Source organism: Winogradskyella arenosi (genome assembly GCF_003337305.1).
Lineage (GTDB): Bacteria > Bacteroidota > Bacteroidia > Flavobacteriales > Flavobacteriaceae > Winogradskyella > Winogradskyella arenosi.
Genome location: NZ_QPJO01000002.1, coordinates 550,424 through 572,017, shown reverse-complemented (window position 1 = coordinate 572,017; position 21,594 = coordinate 550,424). Strand labels below are relative to the sequence as shown.

The 21,594-nt window shown below is 33.6% G+C and carries 18 protein-coding genes; 11 read left to right on the top strand and 7 right to left on the bottom strand.

Features of this window, described 5'->3' with window-relative positions; genetic code table 11:
* Positions 1–42: 42 nt before the first annotated feature.
* Positions 43–2,556: a leucine-rich repeat domain-containing protein gene (locus DFQ08_RS07230; protein WP_114309171.1), complete on the bottom strand. Its 2,514-nt coding sequence runs from the start codon at positions 2,554–2,556 to the stop codon at positions 43–45.
* Between the two features lie 78 nt (positions 2,557–2,634).
* Positions 2,635–5,148 (bottom strand): leucine-rich repeat domain-containing protein, encoded by a 2,514-nt coding sequence (locus DFQ08_RS07225; RefSeq protein WP_114309167.1) that lies wholly within the window; start codon positions 5,146–5,148, stop codon positions 2,635–2,637.
* Positions 5,149–5,368: 220 nt separating this feature from the next.
* On the opposite strand from DFQ08_RS07225, the gene DFQ08_RS07220 reads away from it, so the two are divergent.
* From DFQ08_RS07220 to DFQ08_RS07170, 11 genes are all read left to right on the top strand, one after another.
* Positions 5,369–10,372, top strand: coding sequence for a DUF4132 domain-containing protein (locus tag DFQ08_RS07220; RefSeq protein WP_114309163.1), 5,004 nt, complete (start codon positions 5,369–5,371; stop codon positions 10,370–10,372).
* Positions 10,373–10,489: 117 nt separating this feature from the next.
* On the top strand, positions 10,490–10,903 hold the full coding sequence (locus DFQ08_RS07215) for a hypothetical protein (protein WP_114309160.1): 414 nt from the start codon (positions 10,490–10,492) through the stop codon (positions 10,901–10,903).
* A gap of 9 nt (positions 10,904–10,912) precedes the next feature.
* On the top strand, positions 10,913–11,233 hold the full coding sequence (locus DFQ08_RS07210; protein WP_114309157.1) for a hypothetical protein: 321 nt from the start codon (positions 10,913–10,915) through the stop codon (positions 11,231–11,233).
* Between the two features lie 41 nt (positions 11,234–11,274).
* Positions 11,275–12,006, top strand: a complete 732-nt coding sequence (locus DFQ08_RS07205) for an SIMPL domain-containing protein (RefSeq protein WP_114309153.1) — start codon at positions 11,275–11,277, stop codon at positions 12,004–12,006.
* Between the two features lie 112 nt (positions 12,007–12,118).
* On the top strand, positions 12,119–12,634 hold the full coding sequence (locus tag DFQ08_RS07200) for a GNAT family N-acetyltransferase (RefSeq protein ID WP_114309150.1): 516 nt from the start codon (positions 12,119–12,121) through the stop codon (positions 12,632–12,634).
* 4 nt (positions 12,635–12,638) lie between these two features.
* Positions 12,639–12,845, top strand: coding sequence for a hypothetical protein (locus tag DFQ08_RS07195; protein WP_114309147.1), 207 nt, complete (start codon positions 12,639–12,641; stop codon positions 12,843–12,845).
* A 72-nt stretch (positions 12,846–12,917) separates the two neighbouring features.
* Positions 12,918–13,340 (top strand): hypothetical protein, encoded by a 423-nt coding sequence (locus tag DFQ08_RS07190; RefSeq protein WP_114309144.1) that lies wholly within the window; start codon positions 12,918–12,920, stop codon positions 13,338–13,340.
* A gap of 193 nt (positions 13,341–13,533) precedes the next feature.
* A complete protein-coding gene (locus tag DFQ08_RS07185) occupies positions 13,534–14,148 on the top strand; it encodes a DUF1444 family protein (protein ID WP_114309141.1) in 615 nt (204 codons plus the stop codon).
* Between the two features lie 259 nt (positions 14,149–14,407).
* Positions 14,408–14,782, top strand: a complete 375-nt coding sequence (locus DFQ08_RS07180) for a hypothetical protein (RefSeq protein WP_114309139.1) — start codon at positions 14,408–14,410, stop codon at positions 14,780–14,782.
* A 68-nt stretch (positions 14,783–14,850) separates the two neighbouring features.
* Complete coding sequence (locus DFQ08_RS07175; protein ID WP_114309135.1) at positions 14,851–17,226, top strand: leucine-rich repeat domain-containing protein; 2,376 nt, start codon at positions 14,851–14,853, stop codon at positions 17,224–17,226.
* Positions 17,227–17,259: 33 nt separating this feature from the next.
* Positions 17,260–18,030 carry a hypothetical protein gene (locus DFQ08_RS07170; protein ID WP_114309133.1) on the top strand — a complete coding sequence of 257 codons (771 nt, stop codon included), beginning with the start codon at positions 17,260–17,262 and terminating at the stop codon, positions 18,028–18,030.
* An 82-nt stretch (positions 18,031–18,112) separates the two neighbouring features.
* Here DFQ08_RS07170 and DFQ08_RS07165 read toward each other — a convergent pair whose 3' ends face one another.
* From DFQ08_RS07165 to DFQ08_RS07145, 5 genes are read right to left on the bottom strand one after another with little or no spacing between them, the layout of a single operon-like run.
* Positions 18,113–18,544: a hypothetical protein gene (locus DFQ08_RS07165; protein WP_114309132.1), complete on the bottom strand. Its 432-nt coding sequence runs from the start codon at positions 18,542–18,544 to the stop codon at positions 18,113–18,115.
* A 20-nt stretch (positions 18,545–18,564) separates the two neighbouring features.
* Positions 18,565–19,074 carry an endonuclease V gene (locus tag DFQ08_RS07160; RefSeq protein WP_114309130.1) on the bottom strand — a complete coding sequence of 170 codons (510 nt, stop codon included), beginning with the start codon at positions 19,072–19,074 and terminating at the stop codon, positions 18,565–18,567.
* A gap of 24 nt (positions 19,075–19,098) precedes the next feature.
* Positions 19,099–19,893 carry an alpha-ketoglutarate-dependent dioxygenase AlkB gene (locus DFQ08_RS07155; protein WP_114309129.1) on the bottom strand — a complete coding sequence of 265 codons (795 nt, stop codon included), beginning with the start codon at positions 19,891–19,893 and terminating at the stop codon, positions 19,099–19,101.
* 15 nt (positions 19,894–19,908) lie between these two features.
* Positions 19,909–21,132, bottom strand: a complete 1,224-nt coding sequence (locus DFQ08_RS07150) for a hypothetical protein (RefSeq protein WP_114309127.1) — start codon at positions 21,130–21,132, stop codon at positions 19,909–19,911.
* Entirely contained in the window at positions 21,132–21,587 is a 456-nt protein-coding gene (locus DFQ08_RS07145) for a hypothetical protein (protein ID WP_114309126.1), read from the bottom strand. The genes DFQ08_RS07150 and DFQ08_RS07145 overlap by 1 nt, the downstream gene beginning before the upstream one ends.
* Positions 21,588–21,594: the final 7 nt, after the last annotated feature.

Genomic DNA, 21,594 nt, shown 5'->3' with positions numbered 1-21,594 from the left:
TTATTATGAAGTCTTTTTTTTTGTTTTATACTACATTATAAGCTAGGCGTATCTAAAAGGTGCTTCGCTATCTATATCATCAAAATTACGTTGAGCCACTAATTTATGTTCTAAAGGCTCATAGAGTTCAGATTTCATATTACTACCATTAAATTTAGAGGTCCAATACACCAATTTTTGTAGGTTAAGATTTCTAAAGTCTTCAGATACTTTTTCAGAAAATTCACAACCACTAATACTTAATACTTCCAACTGTGTTAATGATGCTAGTTCTACCGGTAAAACCACTTGTTTAAAATTGTTTATTCCTAACACGCGTAGATTTTTCAGATTTGCAATCCAAGTCGGTATTTTTTCTTCTCTGTTATGTGCGCTAATAAAAAGAGTTTCTAAATTCAACTCAGAAATTGATTCAGGATAGGTACTTCCATTTTCATCTAAGCCTTCTAACCAAAGATGTTTTAGAGAACTCCAACGCGATATGGCTTTAATACTTTCATCTGTAATATGATCACAATGGATTAGTTTTACGGCTTCAATAGTGTCGACGTTTAGGTTGTCTATAGTTTTAAGCGCGACACTCTGCATTCTTATTTTTTTAAGCTGAGGCAAGCTTACCGCAGGAAAAGCATCAAAACCTTTGGCTTCAAATATCCCTAAAAATTCAAGGTTTGGTGTCTGGCTTAATAAACGCTCTAAAGCTTCAGTAGTTCCGTTATACTCATCAATCCTTAGTACTTTTAGATTCGGGTGTTTAAAAGCGGTTAATGCATTGTTATGTTCTAGATTGTCTTTTTTGAATGTGATGGTAAGCTCCTTTAAATTGACGAAGTTTTTAAGTAAGCTATCTAACTGATTCACATCACTGGTAAAATTAAACGATTCAATGTTCTCTGGACGCCTAAAGGTTTCAAAATTTAAAACATTATTGACGTCGTCATTTCTATGTCCAAGATTAAATTTAGCCGCGCTAATTACTGCATAAAACTCCTGTAAATTAAGAATTGGTGTGGCTTTAACTTCTACATTAAACACATCAAACGGTTCTATTCCTGCTTTTATGCCTTTAATTTCAGAAATAGTTAAATTGGTCATCTGCTTTGGCAAGCAATCAGTATTTACAACTAAAGCACTCGCATTTTTAATGGTCAGGTTTTCTAACTGAGCTATTTTTGAAAATACTTTAGGAAATGCCTTAATTGGAGTTTCTTCATCTTTAGTATGCCACTCTGGAAACCTGTATAGTTCTACATTTTTAAGTTTTGTACATTGCTCAATCCCTTCAAAAATCCAATCTAGTTTATGCTCTAGTTTGTAATGAAGCGTAGTTAGATTCTTAAATACAGCTAATGATGTTTTATGCGGAATTTCTGGTGCTTCACAATCTACTGTTATCGTCTTTAAATGAGGAAAAAACGACGCATTATCTAATACAAAGTTCAGAAGTTTTGGCGTGTTTATTTCTATAGATTCTCGCAGACTCACCTCTATCATTGGAGCAATATTAATTTCGCTATTGCCAATTTTAGTGACCAATTTAGGTTTGGACGCATCCCCAAAAAACAAGGCCGCTGATATGGTGTCTATCTGAGGTGCGATAAGCTCAAAGTGTTCTAATTGGGGTAAATCTTCAAAACCATTTGATAATCTCATTATACTTTTAGATAGCAACATAAATCGTTTCAGTTGCTTTAAATGACTCACATCTTTAGGTAAGACTGTTAATTCACTTAAGCTAAACAATTCTATACGTTTTAAAGATGCAGGAAACACGACTTGAGACAAATCTTGAACCCCAACATAACGCAGTTTCAACGCTTTTAATTTGCTTAGCGCTGTAAGCCAATTAAAGTCGGTTAAATTCAGGTTATCAGCAGAGTTTCGAGACCAATATGCACCTTCAATACCGATTTTTTTTAAGGAGGTTAACTGAGACATTGTACTTGGAAACCTTTTTAAACAAGGCGCAACAAGCTTTAGTTTTTTTAAATTGGGTAAATTACCAATAGCCTCTGGTAATTGCTCAAACTCACCTTCTAAATCCAATGTTTTTAAAGATGTTAGTTTTGGTATTTCATTAAGGATATTATCATACGTATGGCCTTCTCCTTTTAAATGAATTTTTAAACTTTCAACCCCATTAAAACGTCCTAAAATCTGAGGATGTTCTTGCAACTGAATCAAAAATTCTTTCGAGAAACTGTACAATCCCAGTTCTGGCGCTCTACTAATAAGCGTGTAGAGTTTAAACAAATCTAAGTCTTCAGATAGCACCCCATATTCTAAAATAGAAATTAGTCTTGCGTTTACAGATTTTATTCCTCCTTTTTGGGTGAGTTTTTTTCGGCTCTTAAAAGCTACTTGTAAAGCTTCTGGAGCTTGTTTTTTTATAATGTCAGCACATTCTGTTCTATTTTTTTTATCTGCGGTTGTTTTTGCGATTACAAAAATTTCATAATAGAAATCTTCTGGAAAGTTTTTAAAGGCCTTAATAACTTCATAAGTTTTGTCAATTTCAAAAAAATTAAAAACAGGGGGTTCTATTAGTTTTGTCATAGTAATCGTTAATTTTTAAAGTATAAATTTCTTTTGAAAACAGAGTTTTGGGTTGCGGTACGTTGTGCTTAAATTTCTTTAGCAGTAGAGATTGTATTTTTCATATCTGTTATCAAAATCCTCTTTTAATATTTTATTTCCAGCTAATGCGTAAAATTTAGACGATTTCATATTGTTTCCATTAAATTTTGAATACCTGTAAATTAAATCCTCTAAATTCAAATTCTTAAATTTATCAGAGACTTGCTCTGTAAAATCACACCCTCTAATGCTCATTATTTTTAACTGGGTTAATTCGGCTAATTCTTCTGGTAATGGACAATAATAAAACTGCTCTATTCCTAGAACTCGTAAGGATTTCATTTTTCCTATCCATTTTGGTATTTGTCTTTTAGTTAAAAATCCATCAATAAAAAAGGTGTCTAAATTTAAATCTGCAATGGTCTCCGGGTAGGTTTCAAGATCTCTACTAATATGCTCTAACCAAAGAAATTTAAGCGTTTTCCAATGCGATGCCGTAACCATAGCGTCGTAACCAAAATTGTCACACGATAAAACTTTAAAAAGTTCTATGTTGGGCACTGTTAAGTTTTCTATAGACTGTATATCATCGCTATAAAATAATTTAAGTGTTTTTAGTTTGTTTAAAGTAACTTTAGGTAAGTCTGCAAGACCTACACACTCGTAAATTTCTAAAAATTCGAGATGAGGCGTATGCTCTAATAATAATTTAATAACAGTAGTGTCACCATTAAAATTTTTAATGGTTAAGTTTTTTAAATTATGGTGCGTATAAGCGGTTAAACCATTGTTTTGTTCGGCATTATCTTTATTAAAATCAATGGTTAGTGATTGTAAATTACAAAGTGTTTTTAATGCCTTGTCTAAGTCTTTTACATTACTATTAAATATAAAATCTTTAAAGCTTTCAGGGTCTTTAAAATTATCAAAATCTAAAGTCTCATTTTTAACACTGTTTACATCGTCTAACGTAATTTTTTTAGCACGTATGACCGAATAAAATTTTTGCAATGCGGTAATAGGTGTAGCTGTTACTTTTATATGATTTACCTCAAAATCTTCTACACCTGGCTCAATGACTTTTATATCTGTAATGGTAAGACTGTCTGTCTTTATGGGTAAATAATCTGTATTTAAAACTAGTGCTTTTGCACTTTGTACGCGTAAGGTTTGTAAATGCTTTACTCTAGAAATTGCTTGAGGGAAATTAGTAACGTCAGCGTTCGTTATTTCAGCATCAGCTCCATTATATAAACCATAAATAAAAACGTCTTCTAGCTTTTTACATTCGTGAATATCCTCTAAAACCCATTCTAAATGATGTGCTAACTTATACTTAAGGTTTTTAAGTTTTTTAAATGCAGAAAACGTATGTGGACTTCTTCTTTGTGGTGCTTCACAAGTAATTTCTATCTCTTTTAAATTAGTAAAAGACAAGGCATTATCCAATACAAAACTAAGAAGCTCTGGATGAGTGAAATCGATTCTTTTTAGCTTAGTTACAGGTGTTTCACCATAGGGCATAAACTCTGTATGGAAACCTAGTAAACGTTTAATATTTGGTCCAAAAATAAAAGATGCAGGAACTTTCTTTAATTTAGATAAATGAACAGCTTCTAAAACCTCTAAGGTTTTAAATTCACTAACAGATGCAGGGAATTGTTCTAGTTCCCTCATACCACTTAACCTTAATTTTTTCAATTTTGGCAAGTGACCAAGTGTTTCTGGTAAAGCGGTTATATTTTCTAACCTAAAAAACTCTAATTCTTTTAAACTTGCAGGAAGCTCTACACCAGAGAGATCTTGTACCGTAAAAGAACCTATTTTTAATTTCTTTAAACTTGTCAATTCTTTAAGCCAAGTAAAGTTAACTATGTTAGGGTTAGGATCGTCTTCACCATAAGGAAAACTCCCTCTAAACTCTAACTTTTTAAGTGCTTTTAATTTGGTTATTCCTTCGGGAATCCATACCAAATTAGGTGCTGTTAGAATAAACTTTTTTAAGTTAACTAATCGCTCTAGTTCTTCTGGTATGTATTTATAATCAATTTCAAGCTCAAGTTTTTCTAATGAGGTAAGTTGCGTTATGTTGTTTACAACGCTACTAAAACCTTCTTTCTGTCTAGAGGTGCTAATTGTTAATTCTTTAATACCATTAAACTGACTTAAAAGACGGGGTGTTTCTATAAAAAGTTGAACCACTTCTTTTTTTGAATATGTAATGGAAAGTGATAAACGCTTACAAACAAGTGTGTATAGTTTACAAAGGTCTAAGTCTTCTGAGAGTACGCCATACTCTAATATAGCAATCAGCTTCTTGTCAAAAGAAGAAGAATCTTCTATCAGCGTTATTTTTTTTCGACTTTTAAAAGCTAATTGTAAAGCTTCTGGTGCCTGTTTTTTTATGATATTGGCACATTCGGTTCTAATCTGCTTGTTTTTAGTAGATTTTGCAAGTACAAAAATCTCGTAATAAAAATCTTCTGGGTAATTTTCACAAGCTTTAATTTTTTCAAAAGATGTTTCGTCTTTATAAAAGTTGAAACCAAATTCGTGTTTAGCAAATATCATAAGGTAGTTTAATTTTGGTTTTACAAACCTATTTTAAAACACGGTGTTATTTGTCACTGTATTCTGTGATATTTAACACGTAAAAAAAGTCCCTTATAAAAATCACTAAATACCGTGAGTTTAAACAAACCGATTTCTTTTACCTTGCCATCAGTAATTCAGTTTGTTTAGAAAAAGACAAATCATTGTTAATGACCATAGTTAAAAATATTTAAGAGATATGATCCCTATAGAAGATGCTAGAAAACACTTAGAACAATACGCAAAACCAGCCGTAGACCGGTTTGAATTTCGTGCGTATTCTGAGCCTTATCGTGTTTTAGCAAAAGTACTTGGTGGTATAGAAAAAGAGAAACGTGTCTATTATAATCAGCACGATTTTATTGCCGCCTTTGAAGATCCATTCCATATAAATCCTTGGACCACACCTGAAGGAATGCGTTTAGGGATGCAATTATATGGTGTTATTCAAGCGCCATATTTAGCAGCAATGTGGGATTTTATAAACACCTTACCCTATCAAGATTCTTATAACAGGCAAGCCTTTAGATCGCGAGATGGTGAAGATGTGATACACAAAAAAATAGTCAGTTTTAGAGCATTTCTGAATTCCAGCAGAATGGGATTTGGTGGCTTATCTTTGGTAGAACAGTTTCAATACAACACGTATTTTTCGGGGAACCAAGACCTTTTTCTAGCCATTGTTTTACACAATGCAGAAGGCGCGTTTGATGCCTTGCTAGATGATATTATTCAGGGAGAAGATGAGATTGGTGGCGTAAGTTCAGATATTATCAAGGCCTTGTTGTATTCCGAAGAGGAGAAACATTGGGAAATGGTTGCCAAATTACTACTTGCAGCGCAACGTCAAGAAGGTTTACGCCAAACCATAATAGAAGCTTTAGATAGCTGTAGCCTTGCTGCGTTTAAATATATGTTACAGGTTATTATAGATAATGACCTAGCCCGTTTTAGTAGTGTGAATAGAGCGGTTTGTACTTGGTTTAATTTGAATTGGGAAACGCCTAAAAAAGCGCTTATCAATCGAATATTAACGCTTGCACAATCTTTAATTTTTAACTTAAAAGAAGTAGATACTTATTTAAAAAGTAACGATAATATTGAAGTGCTCGTTGGGCTTTGGGCCATTGGTATTTTAGATGTCGATACAGCCAATAGAAAAGCATTAGACATTGTATTTGACCACGACGACCGAAATAAGAAGATACTCGCGTTGTATTTTATGAGTCAAACCGATAAAACAAACGATGCGCTAGTCCCATATTTTATAGAAAATATAGGGAAAGATTACGCCTTAGACCATTGGATGGCGGTAAACTTACCAGAAACATCTTTAGATGATACCACGTTTGAAAAACTACTTACTGTCGCTAAAAATGCTTCAGATAAAGGAAAGGTTTACGAAAGTAAAATATTCTCGTGGTGGAGTTTTATACCAAGATCAGACTATTTCTTCAATTTTATAATGAATAGTGCTACGCAAGCACAATTAGAATTAATGGCGCCTGATTTTGAAGACTTTCCTTCAGAATTTAGAGAGGCTTATTTTAGAAAGGTATTCCCTAAAAACTACAGCTATTCGTTATACTACAACAAAGAACAAATAAAGCACAAAGTAGTATTAAATTATGATAAGAATTCTTGGAAACGCGCTTTAGCAAGACGCGCCATTTACAACAGAAACGAACTGGTAATGGCTACTGGATTAAGTCTGTTCTTTAAAATGCATTTGTACGATACCGAATTAGAAATTATTGAAGATTTATTAAGGCGAAAAAGCAAAATGTTACGGACTTCGCTAATACAGTTATTAATAAACTTACCTGTAGATACTTTACGTCATAGCACCACTAATTTAATTCAGGCTAAAAACATAGAACAGCGTATAGCCGCTTTAGAAATTTTAACGATTTTACACGATAACAACAGACAATCTAATTTTACAGAAGAGCAAATAGCACTTTATAAACAGCGCCCTAAAATCACTAAAAACGAGCAAGTTTATCTCGATAAATTTTCTGACAATACCGAAGAATACAACTACAGTAACGGTTTTGGCGCTATAGATTATGATAATTTATCACCGCTTTACATTCCACAGTCGCATTTTAAAACCAAGACCAATATTTTTGATAAACTAGGAATTACCACTTCTGAAGCTTCTGGGTTTAAGTTTAAAGATTTTATTGACGTAAAGAAAATTGTAACTCAAGTCAATCAGTTAATTAATTTGGTTACAGAACATCGCAATCACGAATACCAAATGTTAGCTTATGATGGTGAAATGCACACCACGTATCTTAATAAAGGGGTTCACGATATGAAAAAGTTAAGTGAAGATGCTACAGCTTTAGAGCAGCTGCATAACTTACCACTAGCCGACCTTTGGATTTCTTGGTACGAAAAAAGCGAGCTTAACGATTTTGAAATGTATTCGGTTATACGCTACATCAATAATCGAGAAGCGCCATTTGGAGCCTATACCATTCTTCAGCCGTATTTACAGCAATATTACCCAGATTTGGCGGGCTTAAACTTAGGCGAAGTAGAACGCTATTATTCAAAATCTAAAACCTATAACAAAATTTTAAAACGTTTGTTTTGGGCTTTTGCAGACCAAAGAATGGTGGGTGATTTTAAGTTTAAGATGTATGAGGATATGATTGCTAATTTCCCTGATAAACACAAGCTCACCCAATTTCAAGAGCAAAGTACCTATTACAGCACGGTAACTCATAATTGGACAACCATAATTCAGGAATACACGCCAAATTTTGGTTTAAATCATCTAGACCAATTAACCAACGAGCAACTGTATAAATATTGGGCGATTCAAATGTATTTATCGGCTCAAAATATGGAACATCCTAGCGAGGCCACTACCATTAAAGTGCTTACGGAAGAGAATATCAATAAGAGAACGTTAAAGTTTCCAGAAGTAGAAATCACCTTAAAATTATACAGAGAAGGCTTAATTAATGATGACGATTTATTATTCCAATCGCTAAACAATCATTCTATAATGAGTATTATAGATGGTGGTTTTAATTACAGAATGAATTTTAAAAACGGGATAGAACGTAACAGCATTCCAAAACACGTATTTCTACCTTTAAAAACCAACCTTTTAGAAACAGAGTTAGAACGTGGTGATTTAGCAACACCAGCTTCTGGGTATATTAATAGTATTCACCGCGTAGAAGGTGTAGATTATGTTTTTCGCGTTTTAGAGCGTTTAGGAAAAGATACGTTTGAGCGTGGTTATAGTTATTATGGCGACAGTAAAAAATCAAAATTCAGTACTATTCTTAAACGAACGGCCTTTAAAGACACAGAATCTTATGCCGATTTTGCCAAACTAGCCGATGCTTCTAAAGTGAGTAAAAAACGCTTGATAGAATTAGCGTGTTACGCCACGCAATGGGCCAATGTTGTAGGTGAATATTTAAACATTGAAAATCTAGAAAATGCCGTTTGGTGGTTTCAAGCGCACGCTTCAGAATATATGAATAGCGAAAAAGAAACCATTATCGCGCGTTATTCTAACATTCCTAAAAACGACTTTGCACTTGGTGCTATAGATATCTATTGGTTTAATAAAGTGTACAAAAACTTAGGAAAAACCAATTGGAAACTGCTTCACGATGCCGCCAAATATATTACCGATGGAAACGGACATAGACAAGTAAAACTCTATTCTAGTGTGATGCTTGGTGAAGTTAAAATCACCGAAACGCTGAAAAAAATTAAAGACAAGCGCGATAAAGATTACGTACGTGCTTTAGGATTAATCCCGTTAAGTAAAACGGTACCAGAAAAAGATTTATTAAAACGTTACAACCTACTGCAAACCTTTTTAAAAGAAAGCAAGCAATTTGGGGCACAACGTCAAGAAAGTGAAGCGACTGCAGTAGAGATTGCGTTAGACAATTTATCTCGTAACGCAGGGTATAAAGACCGCGTGCGTTTCAGTTGGGCAATGGAAGCCAAAGCCACACAAGCCATTATGGAAAATGCGGTAGTCACTATAGACGACACGGTTATAGAACTTGGTATTACAGACTTAGGTAAAACCACGATTAAAGTGACCAAAGCGGGTAAAACTTTAAAAAACATACCAGCAAAACTACGTAAAGACAAGCAGGTGGTGGCTTTAAAAGACAACAAAAACTACTTGTCTAAACAATACAGCAGAACGCGTTTATCCTTAGAAAACGCAATGGTTAATGAGGATGAATTTGCAGCTAAAGAAATTCACGAGTTAATGCAACACCCTATTGTAAAAGCAATGTTGCAAAACTTAGTGTTGTATGTGCCTGAGAAGGAAATTTCAGGATTTTACAACAATGGCGCTTTGGTAGATACCGATGGTAAAGTACAAACATTGGCAGAAGATGATGTGTTGCTTATTGCACACGCCTCTCATTTACACCAATCGGTGGCTTGGGACTTGTATCAGAAATATGTGTTTGCAGAGCGCATAACACAACCCTTTAAACAAATTTTTAGAGAGTTGTATTTAATCACGAACGACGAGCGTGAGCATAGTAATAGGTCTGAACGTTACCAAGGACATCAAATTCAGCCTAAAAAGACCGTGGCTTTATTGCGTGGTCGTGGTTGGACGGTGAGTATGGAAGACGGATTGCAAAAAGTATATCATAAGCAAGGTTTTATTGCTACAATGTACGCGATGGCAGATTGGTTTTCACCCTCAGATGCAGAAGCACCAACCTTGGAAGTGATTCAGTTTCACTCTATAGACAGCTATAAAAACATTCCGCTTACAGAGATTCCGCCAGTAATTTTTAGCGAAATTATGCGCGATATCGATTTGGTAGTTAGCGTTGCGCACGTTGGTGGTGTAGACCCAGAAGCCAGTCATAGTACAATGGAAATGCGTGCTGCATTGGCCAAAGCTTCGGCTCAATTATTCAAGCTTCCAAACATCACGGTTAAAGAGCGTCATATTTTTATAAAAGGAACTTTAGGCGAATATACCATCCATTTAGGAAGCGGTTTAGTCAGCAAAAACGGATTGGCATTATCCATCATTCCGGTGCACAGTCAGCATCGCGGACGTATGTTCTTGCCTTTCGTTGACGAAGACCCAAAATCGGCAGAAATTATTTCTAAAATGAAATTACTGTCAGAAGATAATAAAATCCAAGACCCAACCATTTTGGCACAAATTAATAGTTAATACAAGCATTAGGGCGTTACCTCGCTTAGGCGAGGTCGGGCTTTCTGTTACAAGTCCTCGTGCTATCGCACTGTGGGCTTTCCACGACAATCCCTAACGCAAAAAATCCGTATACCAATGGAACTGACATTACAACTTAAAAGATTAGGAAAGAAAAAAGTAAAAGAAGTGCCTTTTACTTTAGAATCGCATCCTAAAAACCTAGAAGACTTATTAATTGGTTGTGTTAAACATCAAGTGGAGGCGTATAATAAAAAACGAACCGAAGTAAACGTTATCGGATTTTTAAGTCCAGCCGAAATACAAGAACAAGCCCAAAGTGGTAAAGTCGATTTTGGAGAAATCACCAATACAACACTAGCCAATCATCAAGAAGCCATAGACAATGTATTACTAGCCTTTAAAGACGGATTATTCGTGGTTTTTGTAGACGACGAAGAAATCACTGATTTAAACACACCGCTACAACTCACGTCTAATAGTGTCGTTGCTTTTATAAGGCTTACATTTTTAGTCGGCACCTATTGGTAAATTGTAGCTATGAAAATCCTTCAACATGACTTAGGCGAACAAATCAAGAATGAGCATTCGGTCTGGTCAGCATTATTAGCCAATACCAATTTTGGGAATTATGCTTCAAGCTTCTGGAACGTCATTCTAAAACCAGAACATGTTACGATAAACCGTGAAGACAAAACCTTCATATTTCAACAGGCCAATTTTCAATTTGATGTCGAAGCCGGATTATCATTTAGTGATGACCATTCCTTCTATACAAAACAGGTTTCCGGACACGGCACATTTCAAACTATAAATTCTAAAACTATTCAAGTTAAAACTTTAACTTTAGATACCGATTAAAATCACAAGTACTAAATAAACAAATTCAAAATATAAACATCATGAAAAACTATTCAAACGCCATCATTTTCGGAATAGCTATCGTTGCCGCTTCCATATTTTTAGGAAAAGCCTATACCGACCGAAATAAAAAAGATGGTGAAATTCAAGTTACAGGCTTAGGGAAAACAGATTTTTCTTCCGATTTAATTGTTTGGGAAGGGAGTTTCGGATCTACAAGTATCGATTTAAAACAAGCTTACATCTCTCTAGAAGAAAACAAAAGTATTATAAATACTTATTTAAATAAGAAAGGAATTCCGTCAGAAGAGATTGTCTATTCTGCTGTACAAACTAGACAAAAAACCAAGCAATTATACACTATTAATGGTGATTATGCAGGAGAAGAATTTGTTGGTTATGAACTCACACAGTCTTTAGAAATTAAATCTGAGGACGTCGATAAAATTGAGAAAGTCTCTAGAGAAATCACCGAATTATTAAATCAAGGTGTTCAGTTCTATTCGCAAGCACCACGCTATTATTACACCAAATTAGCCGACCTTAAAATTGAAATGATTTCAAAAGCGACCGAAGACGCGAGATTACGTGCCGAAAAAATTGCAGAGTTTTCAGGAGGCGAATTGAGTGATTTAGAATCGGCTAAAATGGGAATCTTTCAAATTACAGGACAAAATTCAGGCGAAGATTACTCTTGGGGTGGTACGTTCAACACCAGTTCTAGAGAAAAAACAGCTTCTATTACCATGAAATTGGTTTATAAAGTGGATTAATCCCCCCCTACCCGATTTATTGTTAAAAAGGTATTCTTATCCAATAGAATACCTTTCTTTATATCTGAAATTGACGAACAAAAAAAACTTCAACAAAGCGAAGTAAAACATAATGGTTGAAATTATAAAAGCAAACGCCACCCATTCTGATCTCATTGTAGACATCGGAACACAAGCGTTTAGGGAGTCTCACGGACATAGTGCTTCTAAAGCCGACATAGAGAGTTATATTTCTAGAACGTATAATAATGAAGCTATACTAAAAGAATTTAACAACGAGAAAGTCCGTTATCATCTGATCTATTGTGATGGTGTTATTGCGGGATTTTCAAAAATTGAATTAGATACGAGCAACAAAAATATAGCGGATTTAAACATCACGAAATTAGACCGCCTCTATCTTCTGGAAGCCTTTCACGGCAAACACTTCGGTGTTAAATTGTTTCAATTTACTATTGAGTTATCCAAAAAACATGATCAAAACGGAATCTGGCTTGCGGTCTGGACAGAAAACCAAAAGGCGGTCAAATTTTATCAGAACATGGACTTTAAAATTGTAGGCGCTTTTGATTTTAAAATATCTGAGACGCATAGCAATCCCAATCATATTATGTATTTAGAATATTAAACCAATGAAAAGCACAGGTCTTGAAACTACAACGGGTAATTCCTCAAAAGAAAAAAGTGACAAAAACACGTTCTTTGTCATCAATGTTTTTGGAGCTCAACTTTATGAAAAACCTACGTTAGATTCAAAATTGATAAAGCGCATTTCAGTTGGAGAGAAAATTGTTGCAGAGCACATTCTTGAAACCAAACAATCCATACACATTGGTTAAGAGTTTCAACTTCATGGACATTTTATTAAAATAAAACATCAAGGCTGTTCTGGATTTATTCATAGTTCAGACTTGACTACTTTTAGACCTCAATTAGAACAGGTATACGACGGCGTCCTTATTCCTGATCTTAAAGGAGCACTAGAGCATAAAACAACAGAAACAAGAATTGAACATTATAACAACAAGCCCTACGAAGTTGAAGACATCATAAGCACCTATGAGCATGTCGTTCATACCTACACGGATTTTAATGATGGCTTTGAAAATATTTATTTATATAAACATATGGCATTACATGAAGTCTATCACCAATTGCCAGTGCATAACCCAAAAATTAATAGCTCTTCAAAAGGAAATTTCATGCTCATGCCTGAGTTTATAGAAAAAAAAGACAACCAATACCTATTTAAAGGTATAGGCATCACACGTAGTAACGCCATTATTGAAAATCAAGAGGGTCAATTTTCAGTAGTGTCATTAGACTGTCCGTAAATAAATTCAACCTCAAAAACCAATCTTATCGTAGTTCATCAAGAGCTTCATACCCATAGACACCGCTTTAATCTTAGGAAAAACCTTACACTTAATCTATTTAAACGAAGGATTACATCTATAAATGGCTGAATACCGTGATAAAAAAAAACCACTATTGCGCTAATTTTGTCCAAGACAAAAAAAAATAATTATGAGTAATACCATTTACGGACCAGAAAAAACACCAGAAGAAATAGCTAAAATAGTAGAGCAAACTGAAAATAGCGATCAAAAAATCTATCCTATTTTAAAACCTGGCGACTGGGTTGGATTAAAAGCAGGAGCATTGAGTTCAACTTTAATTCCGTCTGAAAATGGCGCTGAAGTTGTGATTGGGTACGGTATGGATACACCAGACAACTTTGTATTTTTAACGCAACAGCATTTAGAGACTATGGATGCTAAACAAATTACCCAAGAGGCTTTTACCAATTTAGAAGCTTATAATACCGATTTCGAATTTGTTAAAGCACTTAACAACAAAGCTCTTGCCTCTAGCGGAAATGATTTTTCTAGTGAGCGTATTCTTTCTAAATCGCATATGTTAAAAGCGCACGCTATGTTAGAGGCCGAAGAATTATTAGTTTCTATTCCTAGACGTACCTGTATGATGGTGATCTCTAAAATCGCCGATGAAGATACGGTGAACAAATTTGTTTACTTACACAACCATACTTGGAATGACGATAGTTTTGGAAATGCTCCCATTATCAATGCGCTTTTCGTTGTAAAAGAAGGTGCTATTGTTGGGCATATTCCATTATAAATAGATAAAGTAAAAGCTGCTTTTAATAGCAATTACACTTCTCTAAAAGGTATTTACATAGTTGTAAATACCTTTTTTTATTTCTTAAAATTAAAACATTCATGAGGTGAATCGTAATAATTATATTCTTAAATGGCTGAATACCGTGATAAAAATAACAAGGTGCTTTTATAATTTTAAACTCTATTTAAAATACAAAATGAGAGGGGTATCTATAACCCTTTAATAAGCATTACAGTAAAAATTAAAATGATTAAAAATGAAATATTTAGACTTCAGTATTAACGGCAGAGTACAAAACTTAATGGTAGACATTTTTGAGTCTATTAGTACCCAAAAGGAAACCGAAATAAAAATCAGTGAGCTTTTAGATACGCGTAGCATTTTTGAACTGATTTTTGAAATTGTAAGAACCTCCGGTTTTTATAGTGAAGATGAAAACTTCCAATTAATTAAAGCCTTAAATATTGATACTGATGAGGCTAGTAAGGAAGATGCTTTGTTTGCTACTTGGGCAACTATGGGTGAAAATTTAAACACTGCAAAAACCCAAGAAGAATTTAATGCCAAATTCGCTTTGTTTGTGCCCATTATTTTAAAACGTATGGAAGCCATTAACCGTATGTCGGCTTAATATTTCTTAAAATTCCTTTTAATTACTGTTTACCTAAAATTCAACGTTTTACATTATAAATTTACACCATGATCTTAGACCCTTCCAACCTTACTAGATATTACAAGCAATTAAAAACGCAACCCAATTACCCAAAAGCTTATCTCTATGAGCTTTTTGCTGTTGGTAAAATGTCTAGAGATGAACTTATGGTTGATGAAGTTTTTAAAATCTTAGAAACACACGGTACCGCAGAACTTCTTAGTGCTTTTAACACCCGTAATAAGCTGCCTGAAGACGGTGAAAGTTCAGGAAAGATTTTAGAGGCTTTGCTTAAATACGGACTTAAAGATCCTTTGTTTCCCATTGGTAAAATATACAACGTTTTTCAATTTTCATCAATTTCTATAAGACAAGAAGCGATTGCAGAAACATTAGAAAAGCAACCTGATCTTATTTCACGTTTAAACGGTATTACCCATCTAACAATAGAAGATGTGTTTTCCAACGGTTTACCAAAAGAAATTTGTGATATTACCTCTTTAACAGCTTTAGAAATTGAAGGCAACTACCAGTATTTACCCAGCCATATTGGAAATTTAAACCGTTTAGAAAAGCTTAGTTTGGAGTTACCACAATTGGCTTCATTTCCAGAATCGTTTTGGTCTTTAAAAAATATAAAAGAACTAGAATTAAGTGACATAGAAACGGATTTTCAAGCGTCGCTTCAGCTAGAAAAACTCACCAAATTAGAAGAATTAGGTTTCTACGCCGTCAATTTAAAAGATAGTTCTCAACTAAAACTTCCTTCGAGTTTAAAAGAATTAGATTTTATAAGACTAGAGCACTTAACAAAACTTCCTGCTAGTATTTCCACATTAGTAAATCTTGAAAAATTCAACTTATTTAAATGTCCTAATCTTATTGAAATCCCTAACGGATTCAATCAATTAGATAAGCTTTTTGTTCTTAAGTTTAAAGCCATCCCTTTAATTAAAACCATCGCAGACCATCAAATATTTACCAAGAGCTGCGAATACATCACTTTAGATGATGGTTTAGAAATTGTACCGGGAAATACGCCAATTTTAAATACAGAATTATTAGTTAGAGATGTAAAAATCTTAAACTACATATTATCGCATCCAGAACGTTTTACGCATCTAGAAAAAATAATAATTCAATACATCACAGATTTTTCCGCTGTAATGCTCGGCTTTGGGCAATTAAACACACTTAAAGCTATCGATATTCATCAAGGAAGCCGAATGGAGACCTTGTTTCAAGATATTGAAAAATGTAAGCAACTCAATTATTTAAAATTGTACGGCGCCAGTATAGAAAACATTCCTGAAGGTTTAAAAGACCTGAAACATTTAGACTATGTAAGTTTCAATAGCTGTCGTGAATTGGTATTGAATGCTGCTAATTTACCTTCAAAAATTAAAGAATTGCACGTATTCGACATACAAGAATATGTTGCTTCAGAAAAATTATTAGAAACAGAACAGGCTTATTTTGGGAATTTAGCGATTGAAAATCCAAAAATGTTATTTAGCAACCTAATTGCGAAAACACTTCATTTTTCGGGTATTAATGAATGCGAAAATACGCAAGAAGATTTAACGCAATACTTACCAAAACCAAAACTATTAACCACACTAAAAGCTTATACAAATACCGGTCATTTTAAAGATATACTTCTTTATTGTATAAACTTAGAGCATTTACATTTAGATAATAATGAAGCTAGTCTTGTGCCTTTAACGTCTAAACCTGCGCCTCAATTAAAGTATTTAAAGTTAGATTTTTACAAAGCTGAAAATCTAGAAGACATTCTCATAAATATGCCAAATTTAGAAGCTTTAGATATGGCACATTATGACGGTACATCTACATTTCCGAAGGTTACATTGCCTTATTTAAAAAATCTAAATTTAAGTTATACCTCTTTTGAAACACTGAAAACCTTAGAAGCTCCGGCTTTAGAATCGTTATATATTGCCTTAAGTTACCAATTTGGAATGCAAGGGTATGCGAAATTAAATCAGTTTAAAGCTTTACAAAAACTAAAGCTGTTGGGCATTGGTGATGATGTAAATAGCATTCCTGAAAGTATTACGGAACTAAAGCTTACCGAATTTTTAATAGGTCACAAATACGAGGTTTTACCAGAATACATTCAGCAAATTAAAACTTTAAAAACCTTATCCTTAGGCGGAAATGACTTTGTAGATTTACCTACTTGGATAGCCGATTTACCCCATTTAGAACGCTTAGATATTGATGGTTGTAAGTTTGAAAATGCCGTACCAGAATATTTTCAGAAACTAAAACTGAAAGAACTTAAATATTATATCTCTGGTTTTGATGGCTATAATATGAATCCAAAAAAATACAACAACTTAATAACGCCAGGTTATACCAAATTGAAAAAAGAGTTTAGTAAAGCGGCCAATGCCTAACTTTTGAGATCATCTAATATTTAAAACAAAACTATGAACATAGAAAAATTAATTAAAACTCGGGAGCCTTACCAAGAAAGATTATTTGAGAGTTTTTTAATCGAAAATATAAAGTCGTATGAGAAACTTATGGACGTTTATCAAACCTATAAACAAAATCATCCTGACAAGACTATAATTTTAACGCTTGATGATTTAGGTCAAGCTGAATATACCAGTGGTCACGCTTGTGATTACAATTCTCTGCTAGATACAGAAGGTTATGATTTAACTGGACTTGATGAAGCGTGTTATGATGAAGATAACGAACATTTGGGGCATCTTTCTACACCATCGGAATATTTCATTATCCGAGAAAACTTTTTAAAACAAACAAAAGGGATTGATTTTAAAACGGTTTGTGAAAAAGGCATAGACAATGCTGAAGACGATGTTATCGATTTAGAAAACATCAACGAATCTCCATTAGCCTTTTTAGACCCACAAGTTATTTTGAAAATTCTTCCAGTAGAACAATCATACGAAGGACTTACGGGATTTCCTAATGGATATTTTGATGCCGACTTTAGTCCTTTTGAAAATTATGCGCTTTCGAAATACTTATTTGACACCTATAATCTTGAACTTTTTGGTATAGGAGCTTCCTTTTTAGGATTTATTAGAAATGAGCCTTTAAAAGACAATGAATTAAAAGCATTGTTAGCCGACTTGGCAAAATTATACAACACCACCGAATCAGAATTTGAAAAATTAGCAGACATCCTAAAAAATAAAAACCATTTATTTTTAAGATATACCGAATAATTTCTGTCTTAAAAAAACTAAAAAGCCCAATTATAAAATTTATAATTGGGCTTTTTTATTATTTACGATGCGTACCTAAAATTTACTCAGAAAACTGTTTTATAATTTCAAACAAGGTTAATTTAGTTCTCTTTATACTGCCATCATCGTGACGAAATATATGTACTTTAGTATTATCATAGCAACCAAAAAACAATAAATCACCTTCAGAATTAGCACCAATAGCTTTACCTAAAGCTAATTTTTCTAAACTCCATCTGTACCCATCTAAATCTTTAAATGTCGGGTTCATAAATTCACTTAACGTTTTAACATACGGATGTAATGCGTAAATACGGCTAACTTCCATTCCATCTATGTTGGTACGCTCCATCATCTTTTCAAAATTGTATAAGGTAAATTCTTCTTCCTCAAAAATTACAGTCCTTGGTTTTTCTGCAATAAACTCCCTGTAATTTTTTCTAAACATTGGTTTTAGTTCATCTACCGAGGTTATAATTAAATTTTCATTCATAGTTGTAATTTTTAAAAGTATTAATTCTTAGTATTTTCTTTAGTCTTTGTATCTACAATTTGTAGTAATGTTGGCATTCGGTATTTACCGTGCATACGTTCTATGGCGTTACAAACCTCATCTCTGTCCGTACCAATAGCCGTGACATATAATGGTTTTTTACTTTCGCCACGAAACACTTCTTTAAACACAGCTGTTTTAGACACAAACTCAGATTTTGCAATACCAACAACCGGAATTTTATGGTCTAAAGCTTGGTACAAATAGCCTCCTAAACCCAAGTGTTTTTCTTCTAGAATCACATAACCATCTACAATAATTAATTCTACCTCATCTAAATTCACTTGTTTTAGTAAACTTAAAATACACGGCAATTCGCGTTTATAAAAAGAACCTGGTTCGTACGGTGCTACACCTTCAATAATATCGGAGTAAATTTGCGTTGGAGCTTCATCTTCCCAATCGTTAAAGCTTACCGCAATGGTTTTGGCTTTTCCGTCGTAATAATAAGTATCAAAAGCGAGTATCATAATTCTTGTTCTTTTATTTTTTAATTACTGTTCTGTCCTTAAAGGCAATATTAAATCAGCTTTACTAAGTGTATATTTTAAAGGCGGATAAGCAAAATTCAAACTTCTATTTTCTTCTCCGCGTTGTTTATAAAATTCTTTTTCTTGCGTTTCATTTGCCAGTTCCATCACAGAACCATCTTCAAAACAGGGCTTATTATTTCTGAATTCAACCAAGGTTTTAGAGGTTCTAAAAGTGATACCAAGCCATTTATTATCGGCTAATTTTAGCGCTTCACGATTTGGGTTTTCTAAAATGATTTTATGCGAATATTTAGCATTGGCTTCCACAGAAAACAGCACCAAAGAATGCTGTGTTAATGCGATATCAAACTCTTCGTCGGTAGATTTATCTTTGATTCTAAGAATTCGAGTCGATGCATCCGTAAGCGTTTCCGGATTTTTATAACACGACCATAAACCAATATAAGCGTCCGGTTCTAAATCTAAATTCTGATCAGAATGGTACCCCATTTTTGTGTAGTTTTCATCGTAAATCTCAATTAAACCAGAATTGAATTCTTGTTCTGATTGCCCTTCTGAACGTAAGGTTTGATTGATTTTCTCTAAAATATGACGGTGATTTTTAGAAAAATAATACGGCGAAATAGTGAATTTAGACGTGGTTCTAACTAAAGGCACACCTCTGGTGGTTTCCTTTACAATATGGTTCCCAAGTCGACCTTTGCCAAGAGTTTCAAAAGTAATTTCTTCAGATAAGGCTTTAAAAAACGTCTTCTCTAGAGGTATGGTGGTTTTATAAAACGGAAGTGTTTTCATACGCTTAAAGTAACTTTACAAAATTGGTTTTTTATAATCTCCGGTATTCATACTAAAATGTACTTTACCATAATTAACGCGTTTTACCGTTTTGTTTTCTTCGTAATACGAGCTTCTTAAATCTTCTAAATTTTCCGTGTCCATTGTTTGTAATGGTATCAACTCCTCATCTTGTTTTATATAGGTTTGGTTGTTGGTATAGACGGCATTTAGATTAGAACAACGCATTACATAACCCATTCTAATGGGGATTAAATCGATATCTAAAACCGAAGGTCTAATTTCGTGCGTGTACAAACGATTGGTCGATAACGGAATAACAAACACCGAATTTGGATATAATGTGACGCTAAATTCTTTCACCAAAGTAGCATCTTTTACAGAGGGTTTTAGTTTAAAAAGTAATCGTGATAAACCGCTAGACTTCCCGTAAATTCTATCGAACTTATTCGTTTTAGAGCGACTTAACTTATCTAAATTAGTATGATCGTAAAACGTACAGAAGGCAATTAAACCTTCTTTAGGCATATCTTTCGTTTTGTCGGAATGCGCTTTTATCTTCGCTTTTACATCTTTAGGATGGTCTTTATCTTTCTTTTTATTCTCGTAAATCTGAGCCAATACGTGGTTTAATTCGGTAGGTATTTCAAAATCAAAAGTTACTGCGTTGTTAATGCTGTTTACAATATGCTGGTCTGTCGCTCTAAAATTATCGGTGGCACCGGTTAAATTACTAGAACATCTTAACAATTTAAAATGTAATTCTTCTTTGTTTGTTGCAGATTCGTGTTTAGTAACTTCTGATAGATAAATGCCCTTACGCAAGGCTACCGATTGTTTTGTAGACTCGGTTAAATTTTGAAATTGATGTTCTTTTTCTATTTTTGAAAAGTAATTATCGTCTTCAAAAAACCGACGATAAAACACACCTGCATTGTGTAAATTAATTGGAACTTGCCCTTCACTAATCACATTAAAACTTGATGTAGAATGGTTTTCATAATGAGAAGAAAATTCTTTGATAATGAAAATGTCTTCCGCTTTTGCATCTAACAAACTTATATCTCCAACAGCAAAAATTCGGATTGACTTTTCTGTGTTTTCAATATCAGAAAAATGTGTTACTACACATCCGTTAAAGTTGGCTAACAAGTAATCTAATGCTTCTGATTTAGTCTCTGAAGTACTTAAATCAATTAAAACGTTTTTAGTTTTTGAGAGAGCGTTTTCTGTATTCATTATTTTTCCCTTTGATGTTTATAATAACTTAATGCTTCAGCTCTCACTAAATCGGTATAATTCTTATTCTCAGAAATCGATTTTAATAAACCGATGTATTTTTTATGTTCTTCTCCTTCTAAAGCATTGATGAATCTATTCAATAACAATGTAGAGGTAATGGTTCCATTTTCTGTATTGAAATTCAGTAATTCAGTATTATAAATATTGTAGTCTGGTTGATCTATAGCTTCTATAAAATGGATAAATGAAAAATCTTCTTCTAACTCAGAATCTTGACGTTTTAAGAAATTAAAAAGTGTTTGAATAAGTTGTTGCTTTTGTGAATCTGTAAAACGATTTACATCTTCTAATTCATCGCCAATAGCATCAAAGAATTCACTAATTTCATAATCCTCCATATTGTCATTGACGTTGAAGTTTTTAATTTGTGTGATAGCGGTTTCTAAATTCATTTTATGA